This window comes from Halorubrum sp. T3 (assembly GCF_000296615.1).
Taxonomy (GTDB): Archaea; Halobacteriota; Halobacteria; order Halobacteriales; family Haloferacaceae; genus Halorubrum; species Halorubrum ruber.
This window is the reverse complement of record NZ_JH815330.1, coordinates 1,236,936-1,257,485: the sequence shown is the minus strand read 5'-3', so window position 1 is coordinate 1,257,485 and position 20,550 is coordinate 1,236,936. Positions and strand designations below refer to the sequence as shown.

The following is a 20,550-nucleotide window of genomic DNA, read 5'->3' as shown; positions in this document are numbered from 1 at the left end:
CCCGCACTTCGTTCTGTCCGTCGCTGCGATCCGACCGTACCGGACCTCAGTCCAACCGCTTCAACGGCCGGTATCGTTTTCCGCCGGGCGCGAGCAGTACCGCGTATGTACGACGACATCCTCCTGCCCGTCGCGCCCGGCGGGGAGGCGAACGACGCCATCCCGCACGCCGCCAGCCTCGCCGAGCGATACGACGCGACGGTCCACGTCCTCTCGGCCGCCGATACCGCAGTCGACACGCTCGCCGGCCCGCGGACCGGCGTGTTCTCCGACCGGCTCGCGGAGGCGGCCGAGGAACGCGTCGAGGCGGTGACCGCAGAACTGGAAGCGGCCGGCGTCGAGGCAGTCGGAAGCGTCGTCCGCGGCGACCCGCTGGACGTCATCGAGAACGCGATCGACGACGGCGCTGACATCGTCGTCATGCCGAGTCACACCCGCCGCGGGATCCGCCGGCTGCTCCTCGGGAGCGTCACCGAGAAGGTCGTCCGCGTCGCGTCGGTGCCGGTAGTGACCGTCCCGATGGCCGATCCCGACGGGGCGGACGGAGAGACGGAGTCGACCGATACCGACGAAGGCGCGGGCAACGCGACGGGCGGCGGCGACGCGACGGACGGCGGCGACGCGTCCGACGATCAGTGACGGCCGCGTCGAACGGTCACGGGACGGTTACCCGCGCCTTCCGGGTCGCGTACGACGGCCGAGAGTACGCCGGCTTCCAGCGCCAGCCGCACGCCCGCACGGTCGCGGACGCGCTCCTCGAAGCGCTCGCGGAACACGGCGTGGTCGATCGCGGCGACGGGTCGACCCACGCCACGCCGCCCGGCTACGCCGCGGCGGGCCGGACCGACGCCGGCGTCTCAGCGGTTGCCCAGACCGTCGCCTTCGAGGCGCCGCCGTGGCTCACGCCGCGCGCGTTCAACGGCCACCTGCCGGGATCGGTCCGCGTGTGGGCCGCCGCCGACGTCGCAGACGGCTTTCACGCGACGCACGACGCGGTCCGGCGGACCTACCGGTACCACCTCTACGCGCCCGAATCGAGTTCCGAATCCGGCTCGGACCGCGCGCGCCGAGACCCGGAACACGCGGTCGACGACGACCGGTTCCGGGCCGCGCTCGCGCGCTTCGACGGCGAGCACGACTTCCACAACCTGACGACCGACGAGACGGGGACGGTCCGCGACCTCGACGCGCGGGCGACCCGCGAGGGCGACGCGCTCGTCGTCGAACTCTCGGCGGACGGGTTCCCGCGCGCGCTCGTCCGGCGGGTCGTCGCCGCCGCTCGCGCCGTCGGTCGCGGAACCGCCGACCTCGCGTGGATCGACCGGCTGCTCGCCGCCGAGCCGATCCCGGGAGACCGCGGCGTCGGTCCCGCGCCCCCGGAACCGCTCGTGTTGTGGGACGTGACCTACCCCGACGCGGAGTTCACCGTCGACCGCGAGGCGGCGGAGAGCGCGCGCGTCGCCTTCGGCGAGCGACACCGGGACGCGCGTCACGCCGCGGCCGCGACCGATGCGGTCCGCGACAGGCTGTTCTCCGCGGTCGACGAGGAGTGAATCGGGCTTCCGGACGGCCGCGGCTCTGGTCCCCGCTCAGGCCCCCGTTCAGGATCCCACTCAGGCGGCCGACCCCCCCGCCGGCGTCTCCATGCCGTCGACGCGGACCAGGAGGCTGTTGCCGTCGACGTTCGTCGCGTCGACGACGCCGGAGAGCCGCAGCCCGGTGGCGGGCGTCGGCCCGACGGTCACGTGATCGCCCGCGTCGAAGGGGCCGACCGGGCCGCGGATCACGAGTTCGGCGCGACACAGCTCCGGATTTGCGACGCTCGACAGGTCTATCTCCGCGACGGTGACGTCCTCGACGGGGTCGCCCTCGCGCTCGACCGGCGTCGTCGCGGCGTCCTCTAAGCGCTCGATGCCGAGCGTGTCGTACGCCTCGTCGGTCGGGATGTAGCCGCCGTCGGGCCCGGCAACGCCCTTGACGAGCCCGAGCGTGCTGAGGCTCCCCATGCGGTTCCGCACCGTTCCCGGATTGCGGTCGATCGCGTCGGCGATCTCGCGGCCCTGTACCGGCGCCTCCCGGCCCTCGGAGAGGTTCACGAGCGCGGTGAGCACGCGTTCCTGACTCGAACTCAGCTGGATGCGTGACATGGACAAATCGAACTCTATCTAACTAATAAATGTTCGTATATAATCACATTATATGCTTAGAACGATTATTCTGTGACTAATTTCTATTCAAACGTACTCAAATTGGGCGTGTTATTTTGGGAGACGAGTTATTCCTTCGTTCAGCGGCATCGAAGTTCAAGTATATTAGATTATTCCGATTCTAATCGCACGTACATCGTGCTTCACGAGTAACTCTACTCCACTCAGCCGTAACTGTACCAATTCCTTATACGATCCACACCGCAAGTATTTACCAGCGCAAACGGAAGCGGCGGCCGACTGATGACGATCCAACGCGACGCTCGCGAACGCCCGCAGAGACGCACCCGCGCTCCCTCACGAGCCGTCGGCGGACAGGCCCGTCGGCGGACGATTCGGACGGGGCGGACGGCCCGCGCCGGAGGAGGAGATGGCTGACCCGGAGTCGGCGTTCGATTCGGACGGGGCCGCCGCCGAGCGTTCGGCGGGAGGGGCGGTGTCGAACCACGAGCGAGACGCCGCCAGTTCTCACTCCCTTCCCGCCTCGCTGCTCCCGGACCGGGATCCCGCGGTCGAACGCGACCGAGTCCGGTCGTTCGTCGCCGACCGGGTCGCCGCCGCGGGCGCCGACGGCGTGGTCGTGAACATGAGTGGCGGGCTCGACTCGACGGTGACGGCGGCGCTCGCGGTCGAAGCGCTCGGCGCTGACCGCGTGTACGGGCTGATACTTCCGTGTAACAAGATCGGCGCGCCGCACGCCCGCGACGCCGAGGCGCTCGCGGAGGCGCTGGGTATCGACCACGACACGGTCCACCTTCAGCCGCTGTTCGCGCAGTTCGGCGCCGTCGCCCCGGACCGCTTCGACCTCCATGACGAGCCGGTCCGGTCCGGCAACGCCGTCGCGCGGCTCCGGATGGCCGTCGCCTACCTCGCTGCCAACGCGACGAACCGCCTCGTCTGCGGCACCGCGAACCGGAGCGAGCTCCTCCTGGGCTACCTGACGAAACACGGCGACGGCGCGGCAGACCTGTTCCCGCTGGGCCACCTCTACAAGACGGACGTCCGGGGGCTCGCGGCCGAGCTTGACGTGCCGGAGTTCGTCGTCGAGAAGGCGCCGACCGCGGGGTTCCTGCCGGGGCAGCGCGACGCGGACGACCTCGGCGCCCCCTACGAGGTCATCGACCCGGTCCTCCACCTCGGCGTTGACCGCGGGCTGGACCCGGAGGCGGTCGTCGAGCGGATCGAGGGAGCCGACGCCGACCTCGATGTCGACCGCGAACTCGTCGCGGACCTGCTCGGACGCCACCGCGCGACGGCCCACAAGCGGCTTCCGCCGCCGACGCCGGACGCGGACGTGGAGTGACCGGGCGGGCGGTCGCTCCGCCCTGCGGCCGCTCCGCGACCGCCCCGCTCAGTCCCAGTCGGCCGGCCAGAGGTCGGCCGCGCGCATCCCGGTCTCGAAGTCGGCCTCGCGGAACGCGGCCGCGAGCTCGTCGCGGTCCAGCCGCGGAAGGTCGCGCTCGGGCGCCGCGAACTCGGCGACGAGCAGCGCGATCAGCATCGCGTGTTCGCGGACGTTCCGGTCGTCGACCTTGTCACGGGTGTCCGCGTGGGTGTGGCCCCACCCTCGCCCGCGGTCGCCCGAGTCGCTGTGGAGCTGGAGCGCCGGCACGCCGCGGCGCACGAACGGCCACTGGTCGGAGAACGGGTGCGGCTGCGCGTCGACCGCGATCGGCTGGCGCGTCGCGGTCGACACTGCCTCTGCGACCGACGCGGCCGCCGTGGAGGCGTGCGCGAGCGCGACCAGGTCGCGGAACCGTCCCGCGCCGTCGACGTTGACCACGCCCTTCACGCGATTGAGGTCGAGGCGGTCCGCGAGGTGCTCCGCGCCGAGTAGTCCCACCTCCTCCGCACCGACTGCGACGACGTCGACGCCGAGGGGGAGGTCCGCGTCGGCGAGGATCTCGGCCGCGGTCGCGACCGTCGCGATCCCGCAGCCGTTGTCGAGCGCGCCCTCCGCGATGTCGTGGGCGTCGTAGTGGGCGAGCAGGAGGACTCGCTCGTCGGTGTCGGGGCCTGCTCTCCCGATCACGTTGCGGCTCTCGCCCGGCGTCGTCGACGCTTCGACCGACAGTTCAGCCTGTGCGACCGGTTCGGAGTCCGGGCTGGCTGAATCGCCCCCGACCGCGTACTCGCGGAGCCACGCGCCGGTCTCCTTCGAGACGCCGACCGCGACCGCCTCGGCCTCCTCGCCGAACGTGAGCGATCCGGTGGGCGGCAGCTGCCCGTCGAGGTGGTTGACGAACACGAAGCCGACGGCGCCGGCGTCGATCGCGTAGCCGAACTTCTCCATGCGGTGGACGAACCGCCCGCCCTCGGGGGTGGTGGTCGAGGCGACCGCGATCCGCCCCTCCACGTCGCGCTCGTCGATCTCTCTCGGGGTGCCGTACCCCACGTCGACGAGCTCGCCCGCGACGCTTCCTGACGGCGAGTACGGGAGCGCCAGCGCCTCGAACGAGCGCGTCGCCGGCTCGCCGTCCCGCCCCGAGACGGTCACGTCGAGCGACGCCGACCCGCGCTCCCACGCGGGCAGGTCGAACGGCTCCGTGCGCACGTCCGCGAGCCCCGCCCGCTCGAAGGCGTCGGCGACGAGGCTGGCGGCCCGGCGCTCACCCTCGCTGCCGGCCATGCGACTCCCGATCGCCGTGAGGTCGGTGAGGAAGCGCCACGGCTCGTCGTCGGTCCAGGTCGCGCCGAGCGCGGGCGCGAGGTCGGCCGCGCGCTCTCGCACGCGATCGACCGTGTCTGCGGCGTCCGTTCGCGTTGCGTCCGCTGCGTCGTCGGTCATGGCCGTGCCTTCGTCGGCGGCCGCTTAATCGTGTGGCTCGCGGCACTCGGCGTCGGTGGTCGGGGTCCGCCGAAACGCTACGTTCAAGTGGGACGGTCGGGTACCTCGAATCGAGCACCGTTGGTCCAGTGGTAGGACATTAGCTTCCCAAGCTAATAGCCCGGGTTCAATTCCCGGACGGTGCATTTCTCGAACGCAGTGAGAGAAATCACCGGACGGAATTGAACCCTATCAGTCGCGCGCAGCGAGTGAAACGAGCGAGCACGTCTGATTTCGGTTCAATTCCCGGACGGTGCACTTCCTTCGGTCGTGCCCCGTCCGTTGTCCCGTTCGCTCCGTCGCCGGCGCTTTGCGCCGGCTTCCAGAGGGACCGTAGGTCCCTCGCCGCTCACGGGACTCCCGGACGGTGTATTTCTGCGACGATCAGCTCGCAAGCGCCGGCGCTCGCCGAAGACAGAGGACCCACTCTTATACTGTCTGGATGGTGACCGGACGCTATGGCAGACGTACAGCGATATCGGGACCGACTGCTGATCGAAATCATCGCCGAGAAGCTCGGTTTCGGGCGGCTATCGGACACGCTCACCGGCGGAGACGTCTATCCGCCGTATCTGCTCGTCGCGGTCGGACTGTTCGTCGAGTACGGGCTGTTCGACGTGTACAACTTCCTCGTGTCGGGGAAAAGCTCCTTTTTCGTACAGCCGAACTCGCTCGCCATCCCCGCGATGACGGTCCTCGGCGTGTTCGGGCTCCGGTACATCCACGAGAGCTACGCCGACGCGATGATCGCGCTCGGTATCGACGACGAACACGTCGACATCGACGCGTCGATGCGGCGGCAGTTCGAGGGGCTCGTCTCCCTCCGGACGCGGACGGCGGCCTACGTCGTCGCCCTCGTCGCCTTCTACGCCTTCGGGGCGTTCGTGCTCGGATTCCCGCGTCTCATCGAAACGGACGGGATCGGCCTCGTCTTGTACGCACAGGCGGTCTCGTTCCCGCTCATCACGATCCCGATCTTGGTTGAGCTCGGGGTGTCCTACGTCGCCGTTCACCTCGCTGTCCCACGCCGGCTCGCCAAGGCGGACTTCGGACTCTTCTACTACGACCCCCGGAACCTCGGCGGGTTCGAACCGGTCGGAGAGCTCCTCAAACGCTCGTATTACATCTATACGGGGGTCCTGCTGTTGTGGTTTCTCCAGACCCACATCCCGGTCATCCTCTCGCAGTACCTCTCGTCGCCGTATCCGGCTCCCGGGCCGGGTTTCCAAGCGGTTCTCTCGGCCGTCTGGTTCGTCGGCGTGCTGACGATCGGGTACTCGATGTACAGGGTCCACGCAATCATGAAGAGCAAAAAGCGAGCGAAGATCCGATCGCTGGAACGGGAGCTTAAGCGGTCGGTGAGCGACCCGTTCGACGCCACGCTCACGGATATTGAGAACAGGGAGCAGTACGAGAACGCACAGGAGACGCTCGCGCACGTCGAAAGCACCGGAACGTATCCGACGACGTTCGCCATGTGGTCGCAGATATTCGTCAGCGTCCTACTTCCGCAGGCGTTGAACTTGGTCGTTCAGCTCCCCGGATAGGTTCGGAGCCGCCCGCGGCCCGCGAGGGCTCAGAAGATGTTCGCCTGATCGTACACGGAGATCCCGGTGTCGGTGATGTCGTACGGCTTCGTCTCGCGGGAGTGGTTCGCGTCGCGGATCTTCTGGATCTCGACGGCGAGGCGGGTCTCGCGGAAGTCCGAGCCGCGGACGTACTGGAGGACGAACACGGCGTCGGTGAGGTACTCGACGATGCCGTGCCGGGAGGCGTACGGCGTCTCCTCGCTCGCCTCGGAGGTGAGCAGCGTCGTGACGCCCGACTCCTTCAGCGAGCGCGTGAACCCGAACACCTCAGAGCGTCGCTTCGCGGGGTGGTCGTACATCATCTCCAAGAGGGAGACGGAGTCGAGCACCAGCCGGTCCGCGTCGAACTCAGCGATGAGCCGGACGAGGTCGTTTCGGATCGACGACAGCGAGTTGGCCATCTCGATGGGGTCGATGGCGACGACCGCGAGGCGGTCCTCCGCCGCGTGCTCGCGGAACGACCACCCCTTCTCGGTCGCCGTGTCGAGAATCGACTCGCGGGTCTGTTCAAGCGTGATGTAGATCCCCTTCTCGCCCGATTCGAGCGCGTGGTTGAGAAACTGGAGCGCGAACGTCGTCTTCCCGGTGCCGGCCCCGCCGATGACCGACAGCAGCGACCGGCTGGGGACGCCGCCGAGGATCATGTCGTCGAGCCCCTCGATCCCGATGTCGGTCCGCTCGATTTCGGACTCGAACTCGTCGGGGTCGACGTCGAAGTCGGTCGTCCCGCCGGCGTCCGCGTCGCCGCCGAACTCACCGAATCCGAAGTCGTCGTCGTCTCCGCCCGTACTCCCGCGGTAGCCGCCGAACGGATCGCCGCCACCGCCCGCCGCTCCACCGTCACCGGCGCCGCTTGACCGGCCGTCGGACCCGCCACCACTCCGACTCCCGCCGAAGGGGTCGTCCGCGCCGAACGGGTCCGTCGCGCCGCCGTCGCCGCCAGCGTCGAGGTCGTCGGTACCCGCTTCATCGCCGCCGAAGGGGTCGTCTTCGCCGAAGGAGTCGAACCCGGAGTCGGCGTCGACGTCGCCGAACGCGTCCGCCGGAATGCCACCGCTCGCCGCGTCGTCGCCGCCGAATTCACCGTCGCCGAACTCGCCTCCGTCGGACTCGTCGCCCTCCCCGGCGTCGCCGGCGAAGGGGTCTCCGTCGCCCGCCTCGGCGCCCGTCTCGTCGCCGGCACCGCCGAACGGGTCGGCCGGTTCGGCGTCGTCGCTCGCGGCCTCCGTTTCCCCCGCAGGGTCGTCCGCACTGGCTTCCGAGTCGTCCGCGTCGCCATCCGGATCGGCGGACCCGTCTTCCGCACCGTCTGAACCGCCCTCCACGCCATCGGACCCGCCCTCTGCACCGCCCACCGGCGGCTCGTCGGACTCCTCGTCGGTCTCGCGCAGCGCGCGCTCGAACCAGTCGTCCTCCTCGCTCATCGTTTCCGCCGCCCGTGGGGGGTCGACATGGACCGAGCAACGCGGCCGAGCGGCTTGAAACTTTCCGGCGAGGTTTCAGGTCTCGGGAACCCGGTGCCGCCCGATGTCCGCACGCTTTTATCCGGGGCTCGGGATGGATTCCGCATGGAAGTGGGCATCGTGGCGCGAAAGGGAAGCGAGCGGGCGGCGTCGCTCGCGGCGACCCTCCGAGACGTCGTCGTCGACGCGGGCGAGAGCGTTTGGCTGGACGAGGAGACCGCTGCCGCGCTCGACGCCGGCGACGACGCCCGACCGGTCGACGCGTTCGGCGACTGCGACCTCGTCGTCGCGGTCGGCGGCGACGGGACGTTCCTGTTCGTCGCGCGCAACGCGGGCGACACCCCGATCGTCGGGGTGAACCTCGGCGAGGTGGGCTTTCTCAACGCCGTCCCGCCGGCGGACGCCGCGACCGCGCTCCGCGCCGAGATCCGGGCGTTCCGCAACGGCGGCTTAGACGTCCGCGAGGCGCCGCGGCTCACCGCGAGCACCGGCGACTGGACCTCGACGCCGGCCGCGAACGAGGTGGTCGTCCAAGGCGACCGGCGCGGCCCGGGTGGCGGGATCGACTACGAGGTGCGCGTCGACGGGTCCCGGTACGCTGGCGGCCACGCCGACGGGGTCCTCGTGGCCACGCCGACCGGGTCGACCGCGTACAACCTCTCCGAGCGCGGGCCCCTCGTCCACCCCGAGGTCGGGGGGTTAGTCGTCAACGAGATGGTCGCCGAGGAGGGGATGCCGCCGCTCGTGGTGGACGCCGACGCGACGGTCACCGTCTCGGTCGCGGACGACGCGGGCGCGACGGTCGTCAGCGACGGCCGCGACACCGAGACCCTCGACGGGCCGGTTGAGGTGACAGTCGAGCGCGCCGCGCCGCCGATACGCATTGCCGGCCCGCCCTCGGACTTCTTCGAGGCGCTCGGAAAGCTGTCGTGAGCCGGACGCGCAGACCTTCGGCTCCCGCTCGAACGCACCCACAAAGCGTTTACCGGGCGCCCGCGGACCGGCGAGCGTGAATCGCCGGTCGACGCTCGGGCGGTACGCGGTCGCGGGCGCCGTCGTCGCCGCGCTGGCGGCGCTCGCGCTCGCGGTCTCCCCCGAGGGGGCGCTCTCGCGGCTCCGCTGGCTCGCGACCGATCCGCTCCGGTTCGGGGTCGCCGTCGTCGCGCTCGCCGCCGTGCGGCCCCTGCTCGCGTGGCCGACGACCCTCCTCGCCGTCGCCGTCGGCTTCGGGTACGGCTGGGTCGGGGCGCCGTTCGCGCTCGCGCTCGTCGTCGGCACCGCCCTCCCGCCGTACGCGCTCGCTCGGGCGGGGCGGCTCCGAATTCGCGACGGTTCCGAGACGGGCGAGGAGCCGGGCATCGCAGACCGGTTCTGCCGGGCCGGCGAGCGCTTCGCGGCGGAGTCCGGCAGCGTGCGCGCCGTGGCCGGGACCCGCCTGCTGCCGCTCCCCTCCGACGCTGTGACGGCCGGGGCCGCGGCCGCCGGCGTCGGGGTCCGGCCGTTCCTGGTCGGCACGGCGCTGGGCGAGTTGCCGTGGGTCCTCGCCGGGGTCGCGGTCGGCGTCTCGCTCGACCGACTCGCGGCGAGCGGCGGGTCGCTCGTCGACCCGACCGTGATCCTCGGGATGGCCGCGGTCGGCGCGCTGGTCCTCGCCGGACCGCTCTATCGGACGTTCGTGCGGCCGGACGCGGCGACTGCCTGACTCCTCGCGGTATGAAAAGGCCGAAAGGCGAACGGATCGGAGAAAGCGGAGACCGCCCGAACGCGTCGTCGTACGGGCGATCGTGCGGGTCGTGTGCCTCTGACGGCGTCTGCCTCGGATCGGGGACCGACCGCAACGGCGCGCGCATTCCCCCGGTCCCCGAATCCCGGGAACCGACCCAGCCCTGACCCCGAAGCCGCGGCGCGGGCCGCGCTCGCTCCGCGCGAGCGACGGGTGCGGCCGCGACTCCAACGGGGGACCGGGGGACTGCGGCGTCGCTACGAGTCGTCGGTCTCGTTGTCGCCGCTCGATCCGTCGTCGTCCGAGTCCGACGACTCCTCGTACTCCACCTCGATGCCACTCGGTACCGGTCGGAGGAGGTAGCGGCCGTTCCCGCGCAGCACCGGCGCGAAGTCCGCGGTGAACGTCGTCCGCGTGTTCTCCCGGATCTCGAACGCTTCGTTGAACTTCAGCGGCGCGTTGCCCGGGAGGTCGACGGTCGCGTCGCTCCCGTCGGTGAGCGTCCCGTCCGCCGACGACACGTCGATCTGGAGGTACGGGTACTCCCCCGTCTGGAGCTCGCGCTCGTCGATCAGCTGCGTCTCGCCGTTCTGGAGTTCGACGAGGTCGGCCTCTTGGGCCTCGTCGAACTCGAAGTACTCGCGGCCGGCGTCCTCCTCGTCGTCGGCCTCGTCGCCCGCGTCCGTCTCGTTGCCGTCGGCAGTCTCGTTGTCGCCAGCGTCGTCGCCGCCATCGTCCGTGTCGGTCTCGTTGCCGTCGGCGTCCTCGCTGTCCGGCTCGGCGCCCTCCGGCCCGAGCCAGAACCCCTCGACGGTGACGACGAGCGACTCGAAGTCGCCGATGTCGGCCGGCTGGTCGGTGACCCGCGTCGCGAGCGTCCCGCTCGCCCGGCCGACGCAGCCGGCCAGGCCGGCCGCGCCGAGCGCGGCGGCGCCGGTCGCACGGAGGTACGTTCGGCGGTCGAGCGCGAGGCGGTCGGACGTGCGGTCCGTCACGTTACGCCCCCTCCTCGTCGGTGTCGGTTCCGTCGTCTGCGTCGCCCTCGCCGGCGCCGTTCCCGGCGACCTCGCTCACGGTCTCGCCGAGGTCGTCGACGCCGCCGTCGAGGAACTCGTTCACGCTATCGAGGACCCCGCCGACGAAGTCCGGCACCTGGTCCGGGAGGTCGCTCGGTGGGCCCGCGTCGCCCGAGGCGTTGTCCGGGCCGGGCGTCGCCGCGACGGCACCGGCGGCCGCGCCGGTCCCGATCAGTACCACCGTGGCCAGCGCCACGAGCAGCGTCGTTCGGAGTGCGTTCATAGCAACTTCCCCTCGGGGCCCGACTCCCTTTAATGACGCAAGCCGTTCAGCCGAATTACGCCCAATTTAATTCGGTTTAACGGGCGTGAGAGACTTTGAAACCCGAATCTCGTCAGATCGGCAGGCATCTTATAAAAGACGGCGAACGCCGAGCGGTTCGATTGTCGCTCGCGCGACGGAATTGGATCCCGACCGCGCAGCCGCGCATCGGGGAGCGGACGGAACGAGCCTCGACGGTCCGGATCGGTTCGGTCCCGCTACGGCTCCAGCCGGTTCGGGTCGCGCGGGAACATGATCGCCTCCTTGATGTTGTCGAGGTCGGCGACCTTCTGGACGAGGCGGTCGATGCCGAGCCCGTAGCCGCCGTGCGGGGGCGTGCCGTAGCTCAGCGCCTCGATGTAGAACTCGAAGTTCGCGGTCTCGACGCCCTCCTCCTCCATGACCTCGACCATGCGCTCGACGTCGTGCTCGCGCTGGCCGCCCGAGGAGAGCTCCTGTCCTTTATATATCAGGTCGAACTTCCGGGAGGCGATCTCGTCGTCGGGCACGTCCTGCATGTAGTAGAACTTCTCGTCGGGGTAGCCGACGACGAAGAACGCCGGGTGTCCCTGCTCCTCGAAGTGCTCGCCGAGCAGCTTCTCCCCTTTCGTGTCGAGGTCGGTCGGGTCGTCCGGGAAGTGGCCGTACTCGGTTTCGAGGATGTCGAGCGCCTCGTCGAAGGTGATCCGCGGGAAGTCCTCTTCGGGCACGTCAAGGTCGACGTCGAGCAGGTCGAGCTCGCGCTCGGCGTTCTCCGCGACCTCGCTGAGCGCGTAGCGCAGCGACTCCTCTTGGACGTCCATCACGTCGTCCTCGTCGTCGATGTACGCCAGCTCCACGTCGAACATCGCGATCTCGGAGACGTGGCGAGAAGTGGCGAAGTCCTCGGCGCGGAACGCGGTGCCCGTCTCGTAGACGGCCTCGTACCCCGACGCCATCAGCATCTGCTTGTACAGCTGGGGGCTCTGCGAGAGGAACGCGTCCTGGTTGTAGTAGAGGATCGGGAACAGCTCGGCGCCGCCCTCGGCGCCGCCCTTCGAGATCAGGGGCGTCTTGATGTCGACGTACCCCTCGTCTTCGAACCACTCCTCCATCGCGGTGATGAGCTCCGAGCGCAGGGTGAACACCGCGAGCGTCTCCGGCTTGCGGAGGTCGAGCGCGCGGTTGTCGAGCCGGGTCGAGAGGTCGACCTCGATGTCCTTCGAGATTTCGAGGGGGAGCGGGGAGTCGGCCTCGTCGATGACCTCGTACTCGGTGGGCGCGATCTCGACGCCGCCGGGCGCCTGGTCGCTCTCCAGCGGCTCGCCGACGACGCGGACCACGTCCTCGGCGCCCACGTCCTGGACGGCCTCGAACAGCTCGGGCTCGCGCTCCTCCTTGAAAACGATCTGGATGAGCCCCTCGCGGTCGCGCACGATGAGGAAGACGAGGCCTCCCAGGTCGCGGATCTCGTGGACGTGGCCGGCGATGGCGACCTCGTCCGCGTCCGGTTCGACGTCCGACGTGTGAATTCGCTCGATCATGACGGTGGCTGCTTACGCGCAACTGGTCGGGCGTTCGGCATAGGCCTGTCGTCTCGGCGTCGACGGAACGGCTCGCCCGCGGCCGCTCCGGCGGATTCTCGGGGACTTCCGGGCCGAATTCACCGTGGCATGTGGTCGCATAACTAACATAATTTTAATACGAAACCGATACAGGAGGCTGATAACGGCGCTTCCCGCGCCGCGGATCCCGACCATGACCCGTTCCACCACCTCGACGCTCGGCCGGTCCGCGAGCGTCGCGTTCCTCGGGTGGATCGGGATCGGGTATTCGGCTCCGAACCCACGGTCCGTCCGCCCGACCGCGTGACGCGCGTCGGCTGGGGAGCTTTCCCCGCGGGACGGACCATCTCCCGTTCTCTCCAGCCGCCGCTGTCCGTCATGCGCGTCGAGTGAGACGACCGTCACCCTCGCGAGCGTCGCCGTCGGCGACCCCCGTCGTCGCCGGCGCGGCGTTCGAGGACGCGGATCGGTCGCCTCCCGGGGTCGGCCCGGGACGCCGACCGGCCGCCCCGCGTTCGACTCGCGGCGAGGGCGTATGGCGGCAGCCATCCACACGCCGTCGGTCGAGGCCACGGTGACCGTCCGCGTCTCGCAGGCGGCCGCCGGCGACCTCGTCGCCGGCGCCAGAGCACAGATCGAGCGAATCGACGGCCTCAGCGTCGAGGAGCTTGAAATCGCCGGCCTCCGGCCCGGCCTCAACGACACCACGGTCGAGGCGGTCGCCACCCTCGCGGTCGACGAGGAGGCGGTTCGGGCGGCCGAGCTCGGCGCGGACGAGGCGGTCGTCGCTGACCGCGTCCGGGAGCGCCTCGCCGACGGGTTCGGCGTCGACCCCGAGCGCGTCGAGCGAGTCGACCCGCCCGACTGACGGGGCGGGGGCTCGGTCTTCCGAACCTAACCGTCGTCGAGCCGCTCCCGCACGTCGGCCTCGGCGCGCCGGAGCACCTCCCGGATCGGGAGGCCCGTCGCCTCGGCGACCGCGGCCGCGTCGTCGTACTCCGCGCTGACGTCGTACACCTCCCCATCCGTCGTCGAGGCGACCTTCACGGCCACCTTGTGGTCGACGCCGTCGACCCGGAGCGTCGCCGTCTCGAACTCGCGCTCGGCGATCCAGCGGTGGGTCGCGCCCGACTGGCGCACCCCGAGCGTCCCGGTCTCCCGGGCGAGCCGCTCGGCGACCGCCTCGGCGTCCGCCGGCTTACAGATGACCTTCACGAGGTGGCCCGGGCGGGATTTCTTCATCGTCGTCGGAACGATCGTCACGTCTCGCGCGCCGGCACGCGAGAGGGTCTCCTGAAGCCCGCCGAGGACCTCCGGCGCGGCGTCGTCGAGGTTCGTCTCCAGGACGGCGATGTCGTCGCGGACGAGGCTGCCGCCTGCGGTTCGTTCCCGCGCGGTCTCGCTCGCTGACGGTCCCCCGTCGCCGACGAGCGCGCGGAGGACGTTCGGGTGGCGCTCGAACTCGGCGTCGCCCGCGCCGTAGCCAGCGCGCTCGACCGCCAGATCCGGGACCGCGTCGACGTCGTCGGCGACCGCTCCGAGGATCGCGGCGCCCGTGGGGGTGAGCAGTTCGCGGTCGATCGGCCCGCCGACGATCCGGAAGTCGGCGCGGCTCGCGATCTCGGTCGTCGCCGGGGCCGGAACCGGGTACGTCCCGTGGCTCATCTCGACCGTGCCGCCCCCGGCAGCGACCGGCGTGGTGAGAACGCGGTCGGGATCGAGGTCCGCGAGCAGCAGCGCGGCGCCGACCACGTCGGCGATCGCGTCGTCCGCGCCCACCTCGTGGAAGTGCGTGTCGTCGAGGTCGGTGCCGTGGACCGACGCCTCGGCGCGGCCGAGCAGTTCGAAGGCGTCGAGCGCGGTCGACTCGACCGCGTCGGGGAGCCCCATCGACTCGACGAGATCGATCACCTCGCGGTAGGAGCGGTGGACGCCGGCGCCCTCGGCGTGGGTGTCGTCTTGGGCGGCCTCCGTCTCGTGGTCGTGGCCGTGACTGTGGTCGTGGTTGTGACCGTGGTCGTGGTCATGCGTGTGATCGTGGCCGTGATCGTGACCGTGGCTGTCGTCCGCGCCTGTCTCGACCGCTCCGTCGTCCTCGCCGTCGACGAGGACGTCGACCGTGGTCGCCCGAATCCCGTTCTTCTCCGTCTCTCCGACCTCGTATCGTATCGGGAGGGCGTCGCTGACGGGGGCGAGGACGTCGGGGTCGGCGCCGGCCGCGATCAGCGCGGCGCAGATCATGTCGCCGGCGGCGCCGGTCCGACCGTCGAAGACGAGCGTTCGCATGGTGCTCCCGAGGCGACTGGCGGACAAATACCTCGGGATTGACGCCGCCGAATCAGTCGGATATTCGTTTATAACTGTCCGGCCAGTAGCTGTTTATCATTTATAAATGAATAACGCCGCTGCGCTAAACACCACCGAGGCCTCGGTCGCTCATTTATCAACCGATGATTACGAATCGACGGAGAACATCTCCAAAGCCCCAGCCGCGAGGGCTCGCGCGACTCGCTGCGCTCCTCAGTCAGTCGCTACCGCTCCTTCCCTGCGGTGCTTGCGTCGTCGTGCTTCGCCCTCGCGGCTGCCCCTTTGATTCCCACCCCGCACGGCACCGCAACCGCACCTCACGCCTCCCCAGCCTCGCCGCTCGCTCGGGGCTCCCTTCGGTCGCCCACATCGCTCGCGGCGTCCCTCGCGCGTGCTGACTCGCGGCCACCGGTGGCGGCCGCTCGCAGGCACGCGCCACCGCAAATTGTCGTTGCTATTTATAAACGCTACTCGCCGGTCGCGAACAGGTACAGCTCGCCGACGACGATGAACGCGACGACCGCGAGCGGAACGGCGAGGAAGCCACCGATATCGAGGGCGTACAGCGCGGCGCCGACGAGCGCACCGGCCACGAGGAAGGCAAGCCGGGAGAGCAGCGACCGCATCGGGTCGGAGAGGGACTCGAACACGTCTGATAGTCGCCTCGCAGGGACAAAAGGCGCCCGTCGCGACAACGCGCGAGTCGACGGCGAAAAGGCACGCTTACGACGAGGTTTTAAGAGCGGGCTTCGTATCGTGCTATATGATAACACAACATTCCGCGGGCGCTAGTCGCTCGGTGCGAAGCGGCGGCGCCGGGACGGGCAACAGGCTTATTCCCGGACCGGGTCCAGATACGACCATCCCCCGCGAGGAACCATGAACGAAGTCCAACTCGAAGTGGCGAAGGCGTACCCGAACGACTCGGGGCGCGGCATCGCCCGACTCGACCCCGACACCCTGCTGCACCTGAAGCTCTCGCCCGGCGACATCATCGAGATCGAGGGCGCGGAGACGACCGCCGCGAAGGTCTGGCGCGCCGACCGCCAGGACTGGAACACCGACACCGTCCGCGTGGACGGGTTCACCCGACAGAACGCGGACGTCGGCATCGGCGAGCGCGTCACCATCCGGAAGGCGGAGGCGGAGAAGGCCGACAAGCTCGTGCTGGCCCCACCCGAGGAGGCGTCGGTCCAGTTCGGCTCCGACGCCGCCGGCATGGTGAAACGCCAGATCCTCAAGCGCCCGGTCGTCGAGCGCGACATCGTCCCCGTGATGTCGTCGACGAACCACCCGTTCATGCGGTCGCCCGGGCAGGCGATCCCGCTGATCGCGGTCGAAACGGAGCCGGACGGCGTCTGTCTCATCACCGAGGACACCGAGGTCGAGCTTCGCGAGGAGCCGATCTCCGGGTTCGAGAAGACCGGCGGCGGAATTACGTACGAGGACATCGGCGGGCTCCAGTCGGAGATCCAGCGCGTCCGCGAGATGGTCGAGCTGCCGATGAAACACCCGCAGATCTTCTCGAAGCTCGGCATCGAGCCGCCGCAGGGCGTCCTGCTCCACGGCCCGCCGGGCACCGGGAAGACGCTGCTCGCGAAGGCCGTCGCCAACGAGACCTCGGCGTCGTTCTTCTCGATCGCCGGCCCGGAGATCATCTCGAAGTACTACGGCGAGTCCGAACAGCAGCTCCGGGAGATCTTCGAGGATGCCAAAGAGGAGTCGCCCTCGATCATCTTCATCGACGAGCTCGACTCGATCGCGCCGAAGCGCGAGGACGTGACTGGCGAGGTCGAGCGCCGCGTCGTCGCCCAGCTGCTGACGATGATGGACGGGTTAGAGACCCGCGGACAGGTGATCGTCATCGGGGCGACGAACCGCGTCGACAGCGTCGACCCCGCGCTCCGCCGGCCGGGTCGCTTCGACCGCGAGATCGAGATCGGCGTCCCCGACGAGGTGGGCCGCAAGGAGATCCTCCAGATCCACACCCGCGGGATGCCGCTCTCCGACGACGTGAGCCTCGATCACCTCGCGGACGAGACGCACGGGTTCGTCGGCGCCGACATCGAGAGCCTCACCAAGGAGGCGGCGATGAAGGCGCTCCGGCGCTACCTCCCCGAGATCGATCTCGACGAGGAGGAGGTGCCCCCGAGCCTCATCGACCGGATGATAGTCAAGCGCGACGACTTCTCGGGCGCCCTCAACGAGGTCGAGCCGTCGGCGATGCGCGAGGTGCTCGTCGAGCTGCCGAAGATCTCGTGGGACAACGTCGGCGGGCTCGAGGACGCCAAACAGCAGGTCCAGGAGTCGGTGGAGTGGCCGCTCACCTCGCCGGAGAAGTTCGACCGGATGGGCGTCGACGCGCCGAAGGGCGTGCTGCTGTACGGCCCGCCGGGCACCGGGAAGACGCTGATGGCGAAGGCGGTCGCCAACGAGACGAACGCGAACTTCATCTCGGTGCGGGGGCCGCAGCTGCTCTCGAAGTGGGTCGGCGAGTCGGAGAAGGCGATCCGGCAGACCTTCCGGAAGGCCCGGCAGGTGAGCCCGACGATCATCTTCTTCGACGAGCTCGACAGCCTCGCGCCCTCGCGCGGGCAGGAGATGGGGAACAACGTCTCCGAGCGCGTCGTCAACCAGCTCCTGACGGAGCTCGACGGCCTCGAGGACATGGGCGACGTGATGGTGATCGGCGCGACCAACCGCCCCGACATGATCGATCCCGCGCTGCTGCGTTCCGGACGCTTCGACCGGCTCGTGATGATCGGTCAACCGGATCAGGAGGGCCGCGAGCAGATCCTCGACATCCACACCGAGGACACGCCGCTCGCGCCCGACGTGAGCCTCCGCGAGGTCGCCGAGATCACCGACGGCTACGTGGGCTCCGACCTCGAGGGGATCGCCCGCGAGGCCGCTATCGAGGCGCTGCGCGACGACGACGACGCCGAGGAGGTCGAGATGAAGCACTTCCGGCGCGCGATGGAGTCGGTGCGCCCGACGATCAACGACGACATCCTCGCGTACTACGAGGACGTCAAAGAGCAGTTCAAGGGCGGCGGCGGCGAGTCGCTCCGCGACACCGGCGGTCGGATCGGCTTCCAGTGAGCGCCTGAGTTTCGGGCCGCGGATCGCCCCGCGCCGCTCAGACCCGCCGCGACCGACCGCTTTTGCGTTCCCGCCTCGAAGGAGCGACCGGTATGTCCGACGACGTGACCGTCGACGTGGAGGTCGAGGTGGAGGTCGACCGGGACGAACTGGAGATCGAACGCGAGGACGCCGAGGTGGTCGAAGCGACCTACGAGGCGAACGGGATCGAGATCGAGGTCGAGGCCGAAGTGGAGACGCACGGCGGCGAGAGCGACGAGGGTGAAGACGACGAGAACGCGCCCGAAGCCGACGACGACGAAAGCGGCTACGAGGATCTCGAGTAGCGAACCTCGCCGTTCCCGCTCCCCCGCACCGACCCGTTCCGCTCCTTTTAACCTCGACAGCGACCAAGCGGAGCTATGTCTCAGCCCCGCGTCCCCGGCGGCGACGAGAACGCGCTGGAGCTACCCTGCGGGGAGACGATCGGCGCCGGCGACCTGGACCTCGGGATGCGCGAGTACGAGTGCGCCTGCGGCGAGACCCACGCGGTCGTGATGGACGTCCACCCGCCCGAGCGGTTCCTCCCCGACTTCCTCGTCGAGGTCCTCCGCGAGGCGATCGACACGACCAGCGAGGAGATGCCGGAGTTCGACACGCCGCACCTGCTCGGCGTCGTGTTAGAGGAGTTCCCGGAGGCGGTCGTTTCCCACGACGCCAGCGAGAACGCCGACGTGGGGTACGCGATGGTCTGGGTGACCGAGTTCGACTCCCGCCGGCTCCACGAGATCGTCGTCGAGCTCGTCGTCGAGCTGATGGAACACGCCGTCAGCCACGCCGACGACGATGAGGCGCTGTCGGCGTTCGAACAGGAGATGGTCGAGTTCGACGTGAGCGAGTTCGTCGAGCAGTACCGGTCGGAGCGCGACCTCGAAGCCGAAGACCCGTACGCCTGAGCGAAACCCGACTCGTTCCCGTCGCGTCTCGGCAAACGGCTCAAACGGCCGAAAACAACCGCGAGAGAACTCGTGTCAGACAACCGTCCGACTCCTGTCTCACTGAACCCTATATGTTCGGAGACCCTACGTAAGACGTATGAGCGCCGGCGAATACGACCGGTTCGACCGGATCCGCGGCGTGCTCGCCGAGGCCGACGAGCCGCTGACGGCGCGGGAGATCCTCGCCCTGGTCGAGGAGTGTGACGACTGCGAGGAGATCGACAGCCCGCACCGAGTCGCCACCGTGTTGGGGCGGCGGGCCGAGCGCGGCGAGGTCGAGGTCATTTCGGGCCAGCCGTACCGGTACCGGATCGAAACCTGAGGGCGGCCGGCGTCCGGGAGGCCTCCGTCCGTGTCGAGGGGGCGGTGTGCGGTCGGCCGGCGACGGTCCGCGAGATTTCTACGGCGTGACGATCAGGTCGAACCGATAGACTCCGTCTCGGTACTCGACGACGACGTTCCGGAAGTCGACGCGGTCGTCGTAGCTCTCGATCGGTTCGAGGTCATCGGCGATGCCGAGCGCGTCGAGGGCCTCGTCGAGGTTGGCCGACGGCGGCGCGCCCTCCTCGTAGCGGCGCGGGTCCTCGGCGATCGCGTCGTCCAACACCCCGCGAGCGCCGTCCGAGAGCCCGGCCTCGCTCAGGTCGCGCTCGACGATCGCGTCTCGCGCGTACTCGGTGAATCCGCCCGGCGAGGCGGCGATCTCGTCGATTGCGTACGTCCACTCCGGAACGTCGACGGTCCGCCGCTCCGTGACGGCTCGGAAGAATTCGTCGCTGTACTCCACGAACTCGAACGGCGGCGACGGGACGAGCGCGCTGGCGTCGGCGTCGAGCCCGTGGTGGAACTCGACGGTCTGGAGCTCGTCGAACTCCGGGTCTCCGAGGAAGCCGTCGTTGCCCGCGTACACGGCGTCGAGCGCCGCGTCGAGCACGCGCTCGTCCTGCTCGGAGAGGTCGAAGGGCGGTTCCGCGACCGCCGCGCCGTCGGGCGGCGTCTCGTCGACCCGGTCGACCGCGAAGTGCCAGCGCTCGCGTTCGAGGACGCGCTCGTCGGTGATCCGGACCTCGTAGAAGGTCCCGTCGCGTTCGAGGAACGTCGGCCGCGGTCGCGTCTCGGTTCCCCACTGGTCTCGACCGACGAGCGGCCACTGTCTGACGGTCACCATCCCGGTTTCGAACAGCTCGGAGAGGGACGCGGTCTTGGCCTCGGTCGTGAAGTCGACGCGGGTGGTGGCGTCGATGACCGTTGGGTCGGGCCACAGGTAGGGGGGTCCGATCGACGATAGGTCCAGTTCGTCGGCGATGAGCGCGTACGAGTCGAGGTCGCCGGGGCTGAGACAGCCGGCCGTCGCGGCGGTCGCGCCGGCGACGCCGAGCAGTTGGAGGGCGCGGCGGCGGGAACAGGGCATATCAGTCCCCGATTTTCTGACATCTCGGTAAATCCCTTGTGGTGGGCCTCTCAGCTCACCGA

General features: G+C 69.6%; 20 protein-coding genes and 1 tRNA gene. 12 read left to right on the top strand and 9 right to left on the bottom strand.

Features of this window, described 5'->3' with window-relative positions; genetic code table 11:
• The first annotated feature begins 105 nt into the window (after positions 1 to 105).
• Positions 106 to 639: a universal stress protein gene (locus tag B378_RS0115455; protein ID WP_017344671.1), complete on the top strand. Its 534-nt coding sequence runs from the start codon at positions 106 to 108 to the stop codon at positions 637 to 639.
• Positions 636 to 1,553, top strand: coding sequence for a tRNA pseudouridine(38-40) synthase TruA (gene truA, locus B378_RS0115450; protein ID WP_017344670.1), 918 nt, complete (start codon positions 636 to 638; stop codon positions 1,551 to 1,553). Before B378_RS0115455 ends, truA begins: the two co-directional genes overlap by 4 nt.
• A 60-nt stretch (positions 1,554 to 1,613) precedes the next feature.
• Here truA and B378_RS0115445 read toward each other — a convergent pair whose 3' ends face one another.
• Entirely contained in the window at positions 1,614 to 2,147 is a 534-nt protein-coding gene (locus tag B378_RS0115445) for an Rrf2 family transcriptional regulator (protein WP_017344669.1), read from the bottom strand.
• A 430-nt stretch (positions 2,148 to 2,577) separates the two neighbouring features.
• Here B378_RS0115445 and nadE point away from each other — a divergent pair, with 430 nt between their 5' ends.
• On the top strand, positions 2,578 to 3,510 hold the full coding sequence (nadE, locus tag B378_RS0115440) for an NAD(+) synthase (RefSeq protein WP_017344668.1): 933 nt from the start codon (positions 2,578 to 2,580) through the stop codon (positions 3,508 to 3,510).
• A gap of 48 nt (positions 3,511 to 3,558) precedes the next feature.
• Here the strand turns inward: nadE and B378_RS0115435 are convergent, their stop codons facing one another.
• Positions 3,559 to 4,995: a M28 family metallopeptidase gene (locus B378_RS0115435; protein ID WP_017344667.1), complete on the bottom strand. Its 1,437-nt coding sequence runs from the start codon at positions 4,993 to 4,995 to the stop codon at positions 3,559 to 3,561.
• A 114-nt stretch (positions 4,996 to 5,109) separates the two neighbouring features.
• Here B378_RS0115435 and B378_RS0115430 point away from each other — a divergent pair.
• Both B378_RS0115430 and B378_RS0115425 read left to right on the top strand, forming a co-directional pair.
• Positions 5,110 to 5,180 (top strand) — tRNA-Gly (locus B378_RS0115430).
• Positions 5,181 to 5,492: 312 nt separating this feature from the next.
• Entirely contained in the window at positions 5,493 to 6,581 is a 1,089-nt protein-coding gene (locus B378_RS0115425; protein ID WP_017344666.1) for a hypothetical protein, read from the top strand.
• Positions 6,582 to 6,610: 29 nt separating this feature from the next.
• Here B378_RS0115425 and B378_RS0115420 read toward each other — a convergent pair whose 3' ends face one another.
• Positions 6,611 to 8,047, bottom strand: a complete 1,437-nt coding sequence (locus B378_RS0115420) for a KaiC domain-containing protein (protein WP_017344665.1) — start codon at positions 8,045 to 8,047, stop codon at positions 6,611 to 6,613.
• A 144-nt stretch (positions 8,048 to 8,191) separates the two neighbouring features.
• On the opposite strand from B378_RS0115420, the gene B378_RS0115415 reads away from it, so the two are divergent.
• Positions 8,192 to 9,019 (top strand): NAD(+)/NADH kinase, encoded by an 828-nt coding sequence (locus B378_RS0115415; RefSeq protein ID WP_017344664.1) that lies wholly within the window; start codon positions 8,192 to 8,194, stop codon positions 9,017 to 9,019.
• A gap of 76 nt (positions 9,020 to 9,095) precedes the next feature.
• Positions 9,096 to 9,788, top strand: a complete 693-nt coding sequence (locus tag B378_RS0115410) for a VTT domain-containing protein (RefSeq protein WP_017344663.1) — start codon at positions 9,096 to 9,098, stop codon at positions 9,786 to 9,788.
• Positions 9,789 to 10,066: 278 nt separating this feature from the next.
• Here the strand turns inward: B378_RS0115410 and B378_RS0115405 are convergent, their stop codons facing one another.
• The 3 genes from B378_RS0115405 to aspS all read right to left on the bottom strand — a co-directional run bounded on the left by B378_RS0115405 (position 10,067) and on the right by aspS (position 12,670).
• A complete protein-coding gene (locus B378_RS0115405; protein ID WP_017344662.1) occupies positions 10,067 to 10,804 on the bottom strand; it encodes a DUF4382 domain-containing protein in 738 nt (245 codons plus the stop codon).
• A gap of 1 nt (position 10,805) precedes the next feature.
• Positions 10,806 to 11,108: a hypothetical protein gene (locus B378_RS0115400; protein ID WP_017344661.1), complete on the bottom strand. Its 303-nt coding sequence runs from the start codon at positions 11,106 to 11,108 to the stop codon at positions 10,806 to 10,808.
• Positions 11,109 to 11,365: 257 nt separating this feature from the next.
• The gene (gene aspS / locus B378_RS0115395; protein ID WP_017344660.1) at positions 11,366 to 12,670 is read right to left on the bottom strand and encodes an aspartate--tRNA(Asn) ligase; all 1,305 of its coding nucleotides are present in this window, start codon (positions 12,668 to 12,670) and stop codon (positions 11,366 to 11,368) included.
• A 556-nt stretch (positions 12,671 to 13,226) separates the two neighbouring features.
• Here aspS and B378_RS0115385 point away from each other — a divergent pair.
• Positions 13,227 to 13,559, top strand: coding sequence for a hypothetical protein (locus B378_RS0115385; protein WP_017344658.1), 333 nt, complete (start codon positions 13,227 to 13,229; stop codon positions 13,557 to 13,559).
• A gap of 26 nt (positions 13,560 to 13,585) precedes the next feature.
• Here B378_RS0115385 and larC read toward each other — a convergent pair whose 3' ends face one another.
• Both larC and B378_RS0115375 read right to left on the bottom strand, forming a co-directional pair.
• Positions 13,586 to 14,977: a nickel pincer cofactor biosynthesis protein LarC gene (gene larC / locus B378_RS0115380; protein WP_017344657.1), complete on the bottom strand. Its 1,392-nt coding sequence runs from the start codon at positions 14,975 to 14,977 to the stop codon at positions 13,586 to 13,588.
• 488 nt (positions 14,978 to 15,465) lie between these two features.
• Complete coding sequence (locus B378_RS0115375) at positions 15,466 to 15,648, bottom strand: hypothetical protein (RefSeq protein ID WP_017344656.1); 183 nt, start codon at positions 15,646 to 15,648, stop codon at positions 15,466 to 15,468.
• A 229-nt stretch (positions 15,649 to 15,877) separates the two neighbouring features.
• Here B378_RS0115375 and B378_RS0115370 point away from each other — a divergent pair, with 229 nt between their 5' ends.
• From B378_RS0115370 to B378_RS0115355, 4 genes are all read left to right on the top strand, one after another.
• Entirely contained in the window at positions 15,878 to 18,100 is a 2,223-nt protein-coding gene (locus B378_RS0115370; protein WP_017344655.1) for a CDC48 family AAA ATPase, read from the top strand.
• 92 nt (positions 18,101 to 18,192) lie between these two features.
• The gene (locus B378_RS0115365) at positions 18,193 to 18,426 is read left to right on the top strand and encodes a hypothetical protein (protein WP_017344654.1); all 234 of its coding nucleotides are present in this window, start codon (positions 18,193 to 18,195) and stop codon (positions 18,424 to 18,426) included.
• 75 nt (positions 18,427 to 18,501) lie between these two features.
• Positions 18,502 to 19,035, top strand: coding sequence for a DUF5815 family protein (locus tag B378_RS0115360; protein WP_017344653.1), 534 nt, complete (start codon positions 18,502 to 18,504; stop codon positions 19,033 to 19,035).
• Between the two features lie 139 nt (positions 19,036 to 19,174).
• Entirely contained in the window at positions 19,175 to 19,399 is a 225-nt protein-coding gene (locus B378_RS0115355; protein WP_017344652.1) for a hypothetical protein, read from the top strand.
• Between the two features lie 78 nt (positions 19,400 to 19,477).
• Here B378_RS0115355 and B378_RS0115350 read toward each other — a convergent pair whose 3' ends face one another.
• Positions 19,478 to 20,488: a hypothetical protein gene (locus tag B378_RS0115350; protein ID WP_017344651.1), complete on the bottom strand. Its 1,011-nt coding sequence runs from the start codon at positions 20,486 to 20,488 to the stop codon at positions 19,478 to 19,480.
• Positions 20,489 to 20,550 lie beyond the last annotated feature (62 nt).

Bases quoted from the DNA above. Each gene is read 5' to 3' on its own strand.
- B378_RS0115420 (WP_017344665.1), bottom strand. From the start codon at position 8,047: ATGAGCGAGGAGGACGACTGGTTCGAGCGCGCGCTGCGCGAGACCGAC.
- B378_RS0115445 (WP_017344669.1), bottom strand. From the start codon at position 2,147: ATGTCACGCATCCAGCTGAGTTCGAGTCAGGAACGCGTGCTCACCGCG.
- B378_RS0115425 (WP_017344666.1), top strand. From the start codon at position 5,493: ATGGCAGACGTACAGCGATATCGGGACCGACTGCTGATCGAAATCATC.
- nadE (WP_017344668.1), top strand. From the start codon at position 2,578: ATGGCTGACCCGGAGTCGGCGTTCGATTCGGACGGGGCCGCCGCCGAG.
- B378_RS0115365 (WP_017344654.1), top strand. From the start codon at position 18,193: ATGTCCGACGACGTGACCGTCGACGTGGAGGTCGAGGTGGAGGTCGAC.
- B378_RS0115455 (WP_017344671.1), top strand. From the start codon at position 106: ATGTACGACGACATCCTCCTGCCCGTCGCGCCCGGCGGGGAGGCGAAC.
- B378_RS0115400 (WP_017344661.1), bottom strand. From the start codon at position 11,108: ATGAACGCACTCCGAACGACGCTGCTCGTGGCGCTGGCCACGGTGGTA.
- B378_RS0115350 (WP_017344651.1), bottom strand. From the start codon at position 20,488: ATGCCCTGTTCCCGCCGCCGCGCCCTCCAACTGCTCGGCGTCGCCGGC.
- B378_RS0115435 (WP_017344667.1), bottom strand. From the start codon at position 4,995: ATGACCGACGACGCAGCGGACGCAACGCGAACGGACGCCGCAGACACG.
- B378_RS0115370 (WP_017344655.1), top strand. From the start codon at position 15,878: ATGAACGAAGTCCAACTCGAAGTGGCGAAGGCGTACCCGAACGACTCG.
- larC (WP_017344657.1), bottom strand. From the start codon at position 14,977: ATGCGAACGCTCGTCTTCGACGGTCGGACCGGCGCCGCCGGCGACATG.
- B378_RS0115415 (WP_017344664.1), top strand. From the start codon at position 8,192: ATGGAAGTGGGCATCGTGGCGCGAAAGGGAAGCGAGCGGGCGGCGTCG.
- B378_RS0115360 (WP_017344653.1), top strand. From the start codon at position 18,502: ATGTCTCAGCCCCGCGTCCCCGGCGGCGACGAGAACGCGCTGGAGCTA.
- B378_RS0115355 (WP_017344652.1), top strand. From the start codon at position 19,175: ATGAGCGCCGGCGAATACGACCGGTTCGACCGGATCCGCGGCGTGCTC.
- aspS (WP_017344660.1), bottom strand. From the start codon at position 12,670: ATGATCGAGCGAATTCACACGTCGGACGTCGAACCGGACGCGGACGAG.
- B378_RS0115385 (WP_017344658.1), top strand. From the start codon at position 13,227: ATGGCGGCAGCCATCCACACGCCGTCGGTCGAGGCCACGGTGACCGTC.